Below are 13,506 nucleotides of genomic sequence, written 5' to 3'. Positions count from 1 at the left end.
ACTCAGTGAAACTGGGAGGCTACTTTCCCCAGCAGATGTCGGATGCGGCGGCGGTGGTGATGCTCTTGATGCCGTCGGCCGGCTTGTCAGTGACGAGTTCGACACCGGTGTTGTAGAAGTCCAGGCCTTCGGAGTTGGCCGGCTTCTTGCCCGTCTTGGCCAGGTCAACGATGGCCTTCACACCCAGTTCGGCCATCTTGACCGGGTACTGCTGTGCGGTGGCGCCGATGACGCCTGACTTGACGTTGTCCACTCCGGTGCAGCCGCCGTCGATGGAGACCACCAGGACGTCCTTTTCCTTGCCGGCAGACTTCAGGGCCTCATATGCTCCGGCGGCTGCCGGTTCATTGATGGTGTAGATGACGTTGATGTCGGGGTTGCTGGCGAGGAGGGTTTCCATGGCCGTGCGGCCGCCGTCCTCGTTGCCCTGGGACGCCTGGTTGCCGACGATCTCGTAGTCGCCGCCCTTGCCGCCCGTGTACTTGCCGGTCTTGGCCTCGTCGCCGTTCTTCTTTGCGTCGGCGGTGTCGATGCCGAGCCCGGTGAGGAAGCCCTGGTCGCGGTTGTAGTCGACCGAGACAATCTTGTCGTCGAAGAGGTCCACGAGGGCAATGGTGGCTTTCTTGCCGCCGAGCTGGGCCGCGGTCCATTTGCCGATGAGCTCACCTGCGGCGAAGTTGTCCGTGGCAAAGGTGATGTCAGCTGCATCCGCCGGGTCCGGCGGGGTGTCGAGGGCGATGACGAAGAGGCCGGCGTCCTTGGCCTTCTTGAGGGCGTCGACGACGGACGGACCGTTGGGGGTGATCAGGATGCCCTTGTCGCCTTTGGAGATGGCGTTTTCGATGGCCTGGATCTGGGTGTCCTCGTCGCCGTCGGCCTTGCCGGCGGCCAGCTTGAGGTCCACGCCGCCGGATTCGGCGGCCTTCTTGGCGCCGTCCTGCATGGAAACGAAGAACGGGTTTGAGGTGGTCTTGACGATCAGCGACACACCGATCGTGTCCGACGACGAACCGCCGGTTGAACCGGTGGAGGAGCTGTTTCCGCCACACGCCGTCAGGCTGAGCGTGCCGAGGGTCAGGACGGCACCGAGGGCGAACAAACGGGTTGCGACGGTCCGTGGGGCTGTGGAACTCAACATTGAATCTCCTGTTTCCGTGGCACGAATTGTGCCTGACAACGATGTCATGACTCATGTAACCAAGCTCACAAGGTACAGTCAAGGCATAAACCGATAATGAAGGACGAGGTTTGACAACGATGTCTAATCGTTACCAAGTAGAGGCCGCCCAAAGCAGGCCCACAATGCGCCACGTGGCCGCGCTGGCCGGGGTTGGCATCAAGACGGTGTCGCGCGTAATGAACGATGAACCGGGCGTTTCCGAGTCCACCCGGCTCCGAGTCCTCGGGGCCTCGCAGCAGCTCAACTACCAGCTGGACATGGCGGCGGGAAGCCTACGGCGGACCGGGCGGCAGACGCTCAGCATCGGCCTGCTGCTGCCCAGCGTGTCCAACCCGTTCAGCGGAGAGATCCACCGGGCGCTGGAGGACGCACTCGCTGAACGCGGGATCGCGGTGTTTGCCGCCAGCCTGGACGATGATCCCCAGCGTGAGAAAGCACTTGTTTCCGCATTCCTGGGCCGGCGGGTGGACGGCCTGGTGCTGACGCCGATCGCCAAGAGCCAGGCATATGTCATCCCGGAGCACTCCCGGGACCTGCCCATGGTGTTCATTGACCGCGAACCCGTAGGCATCGACGCTGATGCCGTGGTGACGGACAACGCCGTCGGAGCCGCTACGGCGGCCTCCCACCTGCTGGCCCACGGGCACCGGAAGCTCGCCTACCTGGGCGACCGCACCGAGATCCAAACGGCGCGGGAGCGCAGGCGGGGATTCATCGAGGAACTGGGGAGAGCCGGCCTCGCCACATCAGCTGTTCCCGTCCGCGAAGGACTGCATGACGAGGAGTCTGCGCGGCTGGCGGCACTGGAGCTCCTGGCCTCCGACGACCCGCCCACCGCCATTTTTTCCAGCCAGAACCTGGTTACCTTTGGGGTGATGAGGGCGCTCAAGGAGCTGGGTGCCAGCAAACGCGTGGCGCTGGTCGGGTTCGACGACTTCACTCTGGCGGACATGATGGAACCCGGGATCACCGTGATTGCCCAGCACCCGGAGCGGATTGGCAAGCTCGCGGCGGAGCGCCTGCTGGCCCGCATTGACGGCGACCGGACTGCCCCGGCCACGTACGTCGTGCCGTCGGAGCTCATCCTGCGGGGGTCCGGTGAGATCCCGCCGTCCTGATCGACCGGCCTGGTCCGCCCTTGCCTTGTCCAACACAGCCCCAGTGCAAACACATCCTTGAAAGGGAGCACCATGACCAAAACGCTTTACGCCGAATTCACGGTCAAGCCCGGCAGCGAAGCGCGGGTTGCCGAAATGATGCGCGAACTCACCGAGAAGGTGCGCAGCGAACCGGGCAACGAACTGTTCCTGCCCTACACGCGTGAGTCGAACCCTAGGGAGTACTTCGTCTTCGAGGTGTACCGGGACGAGGCCGCGTTCCAAGAACATATCAGCGCGGACTACGGTGCGGCCTTCAATGGAGAATTGGTACGCCACATCGAGGGGGACGGTTCGGTTCTGACCTGGCTCCAGCCTGCCGACGGATAGCCCCCACGGTGCGGCCCGAAGCACCCTAGGCTTGTCCGCGGTTCCTGGCCTTCAAAGCCAGGAACCGCGGACAACCCCGGTCCTGGCGGACTTGGTGCGGACAAACCCCGGGATGACATGAGGGCTGACCCTGGAGAGCGTTGCCGGATCCGGCCGGGCTGTCTAGGGTCGTATCCATGGAACGACTTCCACATGTGGCCGGCCGGACGTATCCGCCAGGTGTCCCGTCCTGGGTGGATACCGAGCAGCCCGACGTGGATGCTGCCATTCGGTTTTATGGCGGACTCTTCGGCTGGGAATTCGAAGAAGCCCTGGCTCCCGGTGCGGGTGGCAGATACGCCGTCGCGACGCTCAACGGCCAGGAGGCCGGAGCCGTCGGCGGTCCACGCAACGGGCCCGCCGCTTGGAATACGTATGTGGCGGTAGATGATGCTGATGCCGCCGTGCGGCACCTGGTGTCGCTCGGAGCGTCGCTTCAGTTGCCGCCCGCTGAAAGTGGGGCCGGTGGCGCGCGGGCGGTGCTGACCGATCCTGAAGGCGCTGGTTTTCGGTTGTGGCAAGCCGGTGCCCGGCCATGTGCCCAGGCGGTCAACGTGCCTGGCGGCTGGAATTTCAGCGATCTTCACACAGCTGACATCACAGCGGCAACGGGCTTTTACGCCGCCGCATTCGGCTGGCAGTTCGATAACCTGGATTACGGGACAATGATCCGAAGGCCTGGGTACGGCGACCACTTGGAGGCCACCGTGGACCCTGACATCAGGGCACGGCAGGCCGGGGACTTTACTCCCGCCGGTTTCGAGGACGCGGTTGCCTGGGTCATGCCGGCGGATCCCCGTGAACCGGCCCATTGGCACGTCTCGTTCACGGTCGCTGACCGGGACCAGACAGCAGATCTGGCCGAGCGCCTCGGAGCCACCGTCCTTCAACGGTTCGACACGGACTGGACACGCTCGGCCCGGATCCGCGACCCCTGGGGAGCGGAGTTTACAGCGAGCCAGTTCACGCCGCCGTCGGGCTGATTCCGCGAGCGAGCCCTCCCGGTGGTCGAGCCCGTCGACAACAGACGGGCTCGACCACTCCGGGTCTACCTCGTGAACATCGACCCGGTCAGCGGGGTGACCGTGAGCGACTTGACCCTGGCCGTGCCGCCTTCGGCAAAGAGGGCCACCTGACCGGCGCCGGCACCCGGGAACACCTGGTCCGTAATGGTGCGCAGGCCGTTCTGGGCAAAGACCTCCACTGACGCGCGGTCAACGTAGACCCGCAGGGTCACGTCGCCGCTTCCGTCAACGGTCACCGGCGCCGAGTCCACCGACGTGAACAGCGGGTGGAAGCCGGTGTTGCCGGACTTGCTCCGGTCCACGTAGACCTCGCCGGTTGCTGCGTCGTAGCCGATCTCAGTGGACGTTGTTCCGTCCCCCAAGACCGTAATGCCGGACTTGGCTGCCGTTCCCGGGGCGAACGTGACGTCGATCCTTTGGACGTCGCCCCACGCTGCGGCCGGAAGCGGGTGGATTCCCGAGGCGATGTCGCGGGCCGACTTCTCGTTGTAGGAAGATTTGGCGGCGAGCTTGTCCACTTGCCTTGCCGCCTTTTGGGTCAGCCGGGGGCCGTCAGCCGTTTGTGTGAGGCCAACTTCACGCGGCAGCGACATTGCGCTGCGCCAGGGGGAAGTGGGGACGAGGTTGGCGTAGTCCCAGTTGTTCATCCAGCCGAGCATGACGCGCTTGTTCTGGGGCATGTTGCCGAAGGAAACCGAGGCGTAATAGTCGCGGCCGTAGTCCAGCCAGTCATAGCCCTGCAGCCGGGGCTTGGCCGGCCGTTCCGAAGCAACGAACTCATCTGCCAGGATGTGCCCCCAGCCAAAGCGGTTGTTGTCCACGATCCGGATACTCGCTTGGCGGCCCCTGAACTCTGCGACATTCCACGATGCCCAATCCAGGACTTCGCTGTTGGCCCCCGTGGCGGACCGGACCACTTGCCCGTCCACCACGAGGTTGACGGTGGTCTCGTCCGAGCGCGGAACGGCTGCCTGGTCGGTCAGCATAACGTGGTCAAGGGTGAGGTGTCCCCACCCGCCGACCGCCTGATCCACGACCCTCAGCTGCGCGCTCCGGCCGGCGAATTCCGCAACGTCCCAGCCCTTCCAGTTAAGGGCGCCGGCGTTCTCCCCGCTGACCGTTCTGACAACGTTGCCATCGATCAGGAGCTGGGCTTCCAGGACCTCACCGGAGCCAGCGGCCCGTTGCCCTCCGCCGACCAGCATGCTCATGAAGTTTCGGGTGACGGTGAAGGCCGGCGAAGTGAGCGTGCCCTGGCGGTCATCACCCGGGGCACCACCCGCTTCGAAGGTGTTGATCCGTTTGGCCCCGATGAAGTAGTCGCCGCCTGCCGTGGCCGGCTGGAAGGTTGGCGCCAGGTCCGCGGTTCCGGTCCAGCCGGCGTCGGCCAGTGTGCTGCCGCTGGGAACCTCGAAGCCGTCGAACAGCAGGTCTCCGGCGGGGGCGTTGTTGTCCAGCTTGTCCGAGACGCGCGGATGCTGTCCGCCGCCCACGAGGAAGTTGAGGTAGTCACTGCCCACCGTGAACTCCGGTGAACTCATGGAGCCGATCGGCCAGTCGCCGTCGTTGAAGGAATTGACCAGCCCGGCCCCCGCGTAGCCGGTGACCTGGTTCTGCCCTGCCAGTGCTCCCTGTGCCGGTGCGTCGGCAAACGGCCCGTTCTTCCAGTTTCCCGGCTCGTTGTTGACCGTCCAGCCGCCGTAGCTTCCGTCGTTGAAACCCGCAAGCGGAGTTCCGGCCGGGAGGGAGTCCACGGGGTCCGTGGTGTCGGAGGTGAATGTGGTGCCGTCAAAGTCCCCCACGAAGTACTGCCCTGCAGAACCGCCCGCCACGCCGCCGGGATTGATGTTCACCACCATGACCCATTTGACGTTCTCAGGGTTTCCGTCCACGGCCAATGGAAACAGGTCAGGGCATTCCCAGAGGCCGCCGGTTGCGTTCGCCGGCCCGAAGGAGCTCAGTTCGGTCCAGTCCTTGAGGTTATCGGACTTGTACAGGAGCACCTTGTGGTCCAGCGCCTCCACGGCGGTCATCACCCAGTAGCCGCCGCCGTCCGGGGCGTCGTACCAGAAGACCTTCGGGTCGCGGAAGTTGGCTGAGTTGCGGTTGAGGACAGGATTCTGGCCGTACTTGGTCCAGGTCTGGCCCTGGTCCAGGCTGTACGCCAGGGACTGCGCCTGCAGCCCGCGGTGCGGGGATGCGTCCTTGTAGGCGCTGGTAAAAATCGCCACCAGGGGCGGATTCTCCGCGGTGCCGAAGCCGGAGGAGTTGTTCTTGTCCACCACCACGCTGCCGGAGAAGATGTCCTGCTGCTCATCCGTGGGGATCGCCAGCGGCTGCTCCTTCCAATGGACCAGATCAGTGGAGGTCGCATGGCCCCAGGACATGTTTCCCCACGTGTTTCCGGTGGGGTTGTGCTGGTAGTAGAGGTGGTAGACGCCCTTGTAGAAGACCATCCCATTGGGATCGTTCATCCAGTTCTTCTCCGGCGAGTAATGGAAAGCCGGGCGGTACTGTTCGTCACCCGGAGCGGTGGCCGCTCCGGCCGGGATGGCCCCGGCCAAGGCGCCGCCGAGGGCCAGGCCCGCCAGTGCCACAGCGGTGACTGCCCGCAAGCCAATGGATCGTGGTGTGTGCATAGTGCTGAGATCGCCCTTCATCGCGCGTGCCTTTCCCAGAAAGACAACGTTGTCAGTGGAGGGAACGCTAAGTTAAGTCCACGAGACAAGTCAACGGACCGGTGAGCGATAGCCCGCATCAGGGCGCGGCAGGGCGCGGCAGGGCGGGGCAGGGCGCGGCAGGGCGGGGCAGGGCGGGGCAGGGCGGGGCGGAAGGCGCGGCAGGGCGGGGCGGAAGGCGCGGCAGGGCAGGGGGCCGCCCTGGCGTCCCTGGTCCGCCGCGTCCTTGGTCCGCTGCGTTCCTAGTCCGCCGCGCTGGTCCGGTAGGAGGCGAGGAACGTGGCGATGCGGCGCACGGCTTCCTCGATGTCCTCCACGGACGGCAGGATGACAAAGCGGAAGTGGTCCGGCCGGGGCCAATTGAACGCCGAGCCGTGCGAGACCAGGATCTTCTGTTCCCTCAGCAGGTCCAGGACGAACTGTTCGTCACTCCTGAACGGGTAAAGCTCCGGGTCCAGGCGGGGGAACAGGTACATGGCACCGGCAGCCGGGACGCACGTGACGCCGGGGATGGCAGTCAGGAGCTTAAAAGCACGGTCGCGCTGCTCGCGCAGCCTGCCGCCGGGCCGGATCAGGGCCTCAATGGACTGATAGCCGCCGAGGCAGGTCTGGATTGCGTGCTGCGCCGGCACGTTGGGGCACAGGCGGAGGGAGGCCAGCAGTTCCAGCCCCTCCCGGTATGCCTGCGTGGCGGCGAGCGGGCCCGTCACCGCCACCCAGCCGGCACGGTACCCCGGCATCCGGTAGGCCTTGGAAAGCCCGCTGAAGGTGAGGCAGCAGACGTCTTCGGCCACTGACGCCGTATGGATGTGCTCGGCGTCTTCATACCGGATTTTTTCGTAGATTTCATCCGAGAACAGCACCAGGTGGTGCTTGCGCGCCAACTCGGCAAACTGCTCCAGGATGTGCCGCGGGTACACGGCTCCGGTGGGGTTGTTCGGGTTGATGATCACGATTGCCTTGGTGCGCCTGGTGATCTTTGCTTCGACATCGGCCATGTCGGGCCACCAGTGCTCGTCCTCATCGCACAGGTAGTGCACGGGCTTGCCGCCGGTCAGCGTGACGGCGGCCGTCCACAGCGGGTAGTCGGGTGCCGGAATGAGGATTTCGTCGCCGTTTTCCATAAATGCCTGCAGGCACATGGATATGAGCTCGCTGACGCCGTTGCCGATGAAGATGTCCTCGACGCCGATCTGCATCAGGCCCCTGGTCTGGTAATACTGCGAGATGGCAGTGCGGGCGGAGAAGATGCCTTTTGAATCGCTGTACCCCTGCGCCCCGCGCAAGTGGTGGATCATGTCCACCACCACGGACTCGGGGGCCTCCAGGCCGAACGGCGCGGTGTCGCCAAGGTTCATCTTGAGGATCCGGTGCCCCTCGGCTTCCATCTCCTTTGCTGCCTGGAGGATGGGCCCGCGGAGTTCGTAGCGGACATTCTGGAGTTTGCTGGAGTGCTGCATCGGACGCATGCTTGATCTTTTCACAGCGCCGGACGCCCGGCAGCGGCTGCGTCGCATTCCCGGCCCGTCGCGGCGGCGGTCTACACTGTGGGCAGTGCCCTTGAAGCAGCCCGGGGGACGATATTTCTGTGCCGGGGGGACAGAGTGATAAACCGTATCCGAGGATCAAACAGCCCGCTCCGAGTGTTGCGGCGGGCGGGGCCGACCGGCGACGAGCGACCGCCGACCGGGGCCACGCCACCAGGCCCGGACACATCAGCCGGGGCCACGCCACCAGGCCCGGACACATCAGGCGGCGCCGCACCCTCGGCCGGGGCCACGTCCCTCGCTGACTGGATCGATCGGATTTTCGGCCGGCTCGGAGTCCGGGGCCGTGTGGTGATGAGCCAGCTCCCTCTGTCGGTCACTTTGTTCCTGGTGGCGATTGCGGCCGCAATCTTCAGTCCGGCAACGCTGGCGGACGACGGATTCAGGATTGCCTTGCTGGCGCACGTCACGTTGTTCGGCCTCTGCCTGGCTGTTCCCTGGGGGAGGCTGCACCCCGAAGCGTTCACCCTGATTCCCGTCCTCGACTGCGTGGCCATCGGATTTACGCGCCAGGCCGGCGGGCCCAGCTTCAACGTCCTGAGCCTGCTGTTGGTTTTCCCCGTGGTCTGGCTGTCCGTAAGCCGTCACCGGCACCGGGTTGTCCTGGCAGTCCTCGCGACAGTGCTCAGCACCGTTGTCCCGGCGGCCGCCCTGGGATCGGACCCGGCGCAGGGTTCGGTGATCCGGACCATCTTCCTGCCGCTGGTGATGGCCGCGATCGCCGTGACGGCGCATGTCCTGGCCGGTGCCCTTTACCGGCAACGCATGACACTTATCCGCAAGGACCGCGATCTGGCGGCGACCCTGGCCGAGAGCGTGCAACGCCAGCGGTTGCTTGATGCCGTACTTTCAACGGTTGATGTGGGCGTCTGGGTTGTGGACGAAGTCGGCCAGGAAGTCCTGACCAACAGGGCGCTGCGGACCGACCCGTCGCTGGCACGCGTCGCCTCCGCCGGAGGATCTGCGAAGCTCTTTCACGGCGACAGGACTACCCCCGTGCCGGCGGATGCGTTCCCGGCCGTGCGAGCCTCCCGTGGTGAGTCGTTCACCCATGAGCTCTACTGGACCGGCGAGGATTCGGAGCAACGCGCCTATTCCGTCAGCGGCGGCGCCATCCGTTCCCTGGCCGGGATCAGGGCGGGGGCTGTTGTCACCTTTGCCGACGTGACCACACTGATCAACGCACTGGCTGCCAAGGACAATTTCGTTGCCACCGTGTCCCATGAGCTGCGCACGCCGTTGACATCAATACTCGGCTACCTGGAACTGGTCCTGGACGAGCCCGGCCACGAGGACATAGCGGCCGAGCTGCGGATCGTGGAGCGGAACGCCGGCCATCTTCTGGGCCTCGTGAATGACCTTATTGCCGTCGCTTCAGAAAACGTGGAGCTCGTCCTGCAGGATACGGACCTTGCAGATCTCCTCGCAGCGGCCGTGGCCGCCAACCAGGCACGGGCTGACCTCTCCGGAGTAGCGCTGGTGCTGGACGCGGAAGAACCGCTCCCCGCACGCGTGGACCCCGCCAGGATCCGGCAGGTGGTGGGCAACCTGATATCGAACGCGGTGAAGTACTCGCCGGACGGCGGACAGATCACCGCCCGGGCCCGAAGGAACGGCGAGGAGCTGGTCTGCTCGATCACCGATACAGGGGTCGGTATGACGGAGGAGGACCAGGAGCAGGCTTTCACCAAGTTCTTCCGTTCCGCGCGGTCCCGCGATACGGCCATTCCCGGAGCAGGTCTTGGCCTTCCCATCAGCAAGACCATCATCGAAGGACACGGCGGGTCGATCGGCCTCATCAGCGCCCCGGGTGAAGGCACCACCGTGACCTTCACCCTTCCCGCTGACCCGCGCTGACCCGCGCTGACCCGCGCTGACCCGCGCTGACCCGCTTCAGCCGGCCGGATCAGCCGTCCTTCTCAGCTGTTCTGCTGGAGCGCCCGCGCCAGGAACGCCAAGACTTCGTCGTCCACTTCCTCAACCGACGTCAGCCGGACCCTGCGGTCGAAGAAATCGCCGGGCCGCACCTTGACGGCATCGAGCCTGCCTTCTGCCGGGGCGTCCAGCCGGAGCGCAACGTCCACAGCGGTGTTGTTGGCCCGGGTGACCTGCGCGAACTTCCGCCGAGGAGAGTGGAGGGACACGTAGCCCTTGCGCATCTGGATTTCCACACCCGCCGTTTCCGCCGCCCAAGCCAGGAACGCATCCGCAATGGGGCGCAGCGCGGGGTGGCTCGCATACTGGGCATCGATCAGTTCGTCGGCGTCGCGCAGCATGAACTCGGGGTACCCGAACATCTCCCAGGAGACGGCGTACTGCGCGTAGCCCGTGATCCCGTGTTCCTCCCGCATCCAGGTCCGGAGCTCGCCGTCGTTTTTAAGACCCGCCTCGCGGGCCCGTTCAGCCCACCATCCGGCGTCGTGACCTGACTTGCGCAGGAGCAGCGCCTGGTTGCCCTCCACCATGGTCTGCCAGGTCTTCGCGGCGTTCTTCAGATCGGTCGGATTGCCCATGGTCTGATCCTAAGCGGGCCCCCGCGGACGTTCCCGAAAAAGAATTTCGGTACCGCGTAACTTTTTCGGAACGCACAGCGATGTATGAGGTGTGCGGACCGCGTCCGCACCGCTTGAGTGGCCGGATCCAACCTGGCCGTTACTGACACTGTTGTATATGTTTTCGGAGGGTTTCATGTCCTTGTTCACTGTTTTTGCCACTAGCAAGATTGCCGCGAGCGCATTGGCGGCCGGCGCACTGGCGGTCGGTGGCACCGGTGCCGCCGCATACGCCGGAGCCCTTCCCTCCGACGTCCAGCAGAGCGCACACGAACTGCTCGGCGCCCCCGCTCCGCGCGTCGGCGGCGTTTCCGAGACTGCTAAGGGCGGCGCCACCGCCGACGCTTCCGCCGACGCATCGGCCACGCCGTCCGCTTCCGCCGAGGCCGCCGCAACCGGCGCCGCTGCGGACCAGAACGCCGACGCCGAAGCTTCGGCAACCGCTGTTGGCCCGGACGCCACCGGCCCCGCCGCATTCGGCCTGTGCACCGCCTTCACCAAGGGCGGCCTGGCAGCATCCTCCACCGGTTTTGCATCGCTGGCCATCGCCGCTGAAGGCGAAGCCAACATCGACAGCTACTGCGCGGATGTAATCGCCGCGGGCAAGTCCGCAGGCCAGTCCGACGCCCACAAGGTTGAAGGTGCCGGCTCGGGTGATGTCGCAGCCGACGTCAACGCTCCTGAGGTTCCGGAAGTACCGGAAGCACCGGAACTGCCCACCCAGGCAGCCGTTCCGGCAGCACCGGAACTCCCCGCCGAGGTCCCCACCCAGCTCCCCGAACTGCCCACCTCAGCTGGCCGTCAGTAACACAGCCGCCTAAGGTTGATCGCGGGACTCCTTCGCTTTGGCAGGAGTCCCGCGGTGCAACAGGCGCCAGTCCACAGCCTTCCGGAACCCGGATATGTGACCACGCTGCGTGGCATGGAGGAGCCTGACGGTGCTCGACACTTTGGCAGATGAATACGTGCACACGGCCGGGGCCGACCCCGCCGTGCTGTTCACCCTTGTCTACCGAAAGTTCTCCGGCGCCGTGCTCGGTTACCTGAGGGCCCGCGGAGTGGATGATCCGGAAGCGGTCACCCAGGACGTGTTCCTGGCGTTCTATCCGAAGCTTGATGGCCTGACCGGCGGACTCCAGGGTGCCAAGTCGCTCATCTTCTCGATTGCCCACGCACGCATGGTGGACCACTACCGCCGCTACGAGCGCACACCGGCCCTCAGCCCCTATGAATCGGACCTTGACGGACGGCGTTCCGCATCAGCCGAGGAACTGGCACTCGCGAAAGTGGACGGCGGGGGCGCAGGAGCACTCCTCGAAGGGCTCAGCCCGGACCACCAGGAAGTGCTCGCACTCAGGGTGGTCGCCGACCTCTCGGTGGAACAGGCCGCCGACGTCATGGGCCGAACCCCGGGAGCAGTCAAACAGTTGCATCGCCGGGCGCTTAGCGCCCTCAGGGAACGCGCCTCAATAGGAAGCCAGGCACATCATGAGTGACATCTCCTCATCCCGGGACCAGCAAATCATCGACGACCTGCTGGCTGACGCCGGCATGGACGACGACGGCGACCTTCGCCCGCTCCTGCTGGAACTGCGTGCCCTGGCCGCCGACAGCCCCCGCCCGTCCGCCGAGGTGGAGGCGCTGATGGTGCCGGCCGCCATGCTTGCAGCGGTTCCCGCCGCGTCAGCCGCATCCGCCAGCACCGCATCCGCCAGCGCCGCGCCCGCCGTCGACGAACTTGCCGCGCGACGCCGGCGCAAAAGCCGCCTTCCGCTCACCGCCCTCTCCGTCGCGGCTGCCCTGGCCGCGGGAGGCGCCGCCGCTGCCGCCTCGGACGAAAACTTCCGCCACACCCTGGGAAACGTCCGGCATGCCGTGACGTTCATCGTGGGGACCATGACACCCGGCGGCGGGGGAAAGACTCCCGCCCAGCCCGCTCCGGATACCGGTGGGGCCGTGCCGGGAACTCCCGCGCCTGCACCGGCCTCGCCGGTTCCATCTCCGGCGGACGGCGGATCAGTCCCCGGCGGACAGTCCGGCGGAAGCACCCCTGCCGATTCCGCCACGCCCTCGCCGACCAAGCCCGGAACCCCCGGACTCACCGCGCCCGCAAAACCCGATCCCCGGAATCCGGGCTCAATTCCGGGGCATGGCCAGTTGCCCACCGTGAAGCCACTTCCGTCGCCGCCGGTGAGCCCCGATCCTTCCGGGCTGGTTCCCACGCCACCCGTTGACGTTCCGACTCCGGAACTGCCCAGTCCGGCGCCGGAACGGTAGCCGCCAGGGCTAGTAGCCGCTGGCCGCGGTCTTCACCATCTCTCCTGCCGGGCTGACCAGGTACCAGACGTCGTTGACGCCCTGGCCGGTGATGTCACCGGCGGCCTTGTCCTGGATGTAGTAGTACACAGGAAGCCCGTTGACGGTGACCTGCCTTTTACCCTCCGGCGTCGCGATGGTTCCCACCGTTCCGGTCACACCGTCAACTGCCGGCGAGTCCGATTCCGTGAGGACCGGCGGCCAGGCGGCAAGGCAGGCGCCCGTGCAGGCACTGGTCCCGGAGTCCTTGACGTCCTTGGTGAAGAAATAGATGCTCATGCCCTTGGCGTCCACCACGATCTGCCCGGCCCCGGATGATGCCGTCTTCAGTTCGGCCGCGCCTGCGGGGACCGGCGACGTTGCCGGTGCGGACGTTTCGGCGGGGGACGACGTCGAGCCTTCCGCGGTAGTGGGCGCAGTAGTGGGCGTTGTTTGGGTGCCGCCGCCGCAGGCGGTGAGAAGCACGGCCAGTGCCACAGCGGAAAGCCCGGCGCCCAGTTGCTTTTTCATGTCCAGCTCCTTGGATTCGTGCCGGCCAAAACGGTGAGGTCCGGCGCTACCCGGTACGACGCACGCGGGCGCAGAATGGTTCAGGGTGCCTGCCACGTTGAACCGTTTGCGCCGTTGGGGCGTCGTAATGGGGGACGGCGGGCGCCCGGCCTGCCGCAGCAGCACGAGGCAG

The 13,506-nt window shown here is 65.9% G+C and carries 12 protein-coding genes; 7 read left to right on the top strand and 5 right to left on the bottom strand.

Annotated elements, in window-relative coordinates; all coding sequences use genetic code 11:
* Nucleotides 1-19: 19 nt before the first annotated feature.
* On the bottom strand, nt 20-1,138 hold the full coding sequence (locus tag J2805_RS12985) for a substrate-binding domain-containing protein (protein WP_309976780.1): 1,119 nt from the start codon (nt 1,136-1,138) through the stop codon (nt 20-22).
* 164 nt (nt 1,139-1,302) lie between these two features.
* Here J2805_RS12985 and J2805_RS12980 point away from each other — a divergent pair, with 164 nt between their 5' ends.
* The 3 genes from J2805_RS12980 (at nt 1,303) to J2805_RS12970 (ending at nt 3,689) form a co-directional block, all read left to right on the top strand.
* A complete protein-coding gene (locus J2805_RS12980) occupies nt 1,303-2,298 on the top strand; it encodes a LacI family DNA-binding transcriptional regulator (protein ID WP_309977020.1) in 996 nt (331 codons plus the stop codon).
* A 72-nt stretch (nt 2,299-2,370) separates the two neighbouring features.
* Nucleotides 2,371-2,667 carry a putative quinol monooxygenase gene (locus J2805_RS12975; RefSeq protein ID WP_309976778.1) on the top strand — a complete coding sequence of 99 codons (297 nt, stop codon included), beginning with the start codon at nt 2,371-2,373 and terminating at the stop codon, nt 2,665-2,667.
* 176 nt (nt 2,668-2,843) lie between these two features.
* Nucleotides 2,844-3,689 carry a VOC family protein gene (locus tag J2805_RS12970; protein WP_309976776.1) on the top strand — a complete coding sequence of 282 codons (846 nt, stop codon included), beginning with the start codon at nt 2,844-2,846 and terminating at the stop codon, nt 3,687-3,689.
* Between the two features lie 65 nt (nt 3,690-3,754).
* Here J2805_RS12970 and J2805_RS12965 read toward each other — a convergent pair whose 3' ends face one another.
* Together J2805_RS12965 and J2805_RS12960 are read right to left on the bottom strand one after the other, a co-directional pair.
* On the bottom strand, nt 3,755-6,391 hold the full coding sequence (locus tag J2805_RS12965; RefSeq protein WP_309976774.1) for a GH32 C-terminal domain-containing protein: 2,637 nt from the start codon (nt 6,389-6,391) through the stop codon (nt 3,755-3,757).
* A 260-nt stretch (nt 6,392-6,651) separates the two neighbouring features.
* Nucleotides 6,652-7,878: a pyridoxal phosphate-dependent aminotransferase gene (locus J2805_RS12960; protein ID WP_309976772.1), complete on the bottom strand. Its 1,227-nt coding sequence runs from the start codon at nt 7,876-7,878 to the stop codon at nt 6,652-6,654.
* A 372-nt stretch (nt 7,879-8,250) separates the two neighbouring features.
* On the opposite strand from J2805_RS12960, the gene J2805_RS12955 reads away from it, so the two are divergent.
* Complete coding sequence (locus J2805_RS12955; RefSeq protein WP_309976770.1) at nt 8,251-9,813, top strand: sensor histidine kinase; 1,563 nt, start codon at nt 8,251-8,253, stop codon at nt 9,811-9,813.
* 62 nt (nt 9,814-9,875) lie between these two features.
* On the opposite strand, the gene J2805_RS12950 is transcribed toward J2805_RS12955, so the two are convergent.
* Nucleotides 9,876-10,469, bottom strand: coding sequence for a DUF5655 domain-containing protein (locus tag J2805_RS12950; protein ID WP_309976768.1), 594 nt, complete (start codon nt 10,467-10,469; stop codon nt 9,876-9,878).
* A gap of 175 nt (nt 10,470-10,644) precedes the next feature.
* On the opposite strand from J2805_RS12950, the gene J2805_RS12945 reads away from it, so the two are divergent.
* The 3 genes from J2805_RS12945 (at nt 10,645) to J2805_RS12935 (ending at nt 12,785) form a co-directional block, all read left to right on the top strand.
* Nucleotides 10,645-11,316: a protein tyrosine phosphatase gene (locus tag J2805_RS12945; protein WP_309976766.1), complete on the top strand. Its 672-nt coding sequence runs from the start codon at nt 10,645-10,647 to the stop codon at nt 11,314-11,316.
* 130 nt (nt 11,317-11,446) lie between these two features.
* Entirely contained in the window at nt 11,447-12,004 is a 558-nt protein-coding gene (locus tag J2805_RS12940) for an RNA polymerase sigma factor (RefSeq protein WP_309976764.1), read from the top strand.
* The gene (locus J2805_RS12935; protein WP_309976762.1) at nt 11,997-12,785 is read left to right on the top strand and encodes a hypothetical protein; all 789 of its coding nucleotides are present in this window, start codon (nt 11,997-11,999) and stop codon (nt 12,783-12,785) included. Before J2805_RS12940 ends, J2805_RS12935 begins: the two co-directional genes overlap by 8 nt.
* A 9-nt stretch (nt 12,786-12,794) precedes the next feature.
* On the opposite strand, the gene J2805_RS12930 is transcribed toward J2805_RS12935, so the two are convergent.
* Nucleotides 12,795-13,334, bottom strand: a complete 540-nt coding sequence (locus J2805_RS12930) for a COG4315 family predicted lipoprotein (RefSeq protein WP_309976760.1) — start codon at nt 13,332-13,334, stop codon at nt 12,795-12,797.
* Between the last annotated feature and the right edge of the window lie 172 nt (nt 13,335-13,506).

Origin of the sequence: Arthrobacter oryzae, from assembly GCF_031454875.1 — a bacterium.
GTDB classification, from domain to species: domain Bacteria; phylum Actinomycetota; class Actinomycetes; order Actinomycetales; family Micrococcaceae; genus Arthrobacter; species Arthrobacter oryzae_D.
Note: the sequence above shows the minus strand (reverse complement) of the source record. Positions and strands in the feature narration are given on the sequence as shown.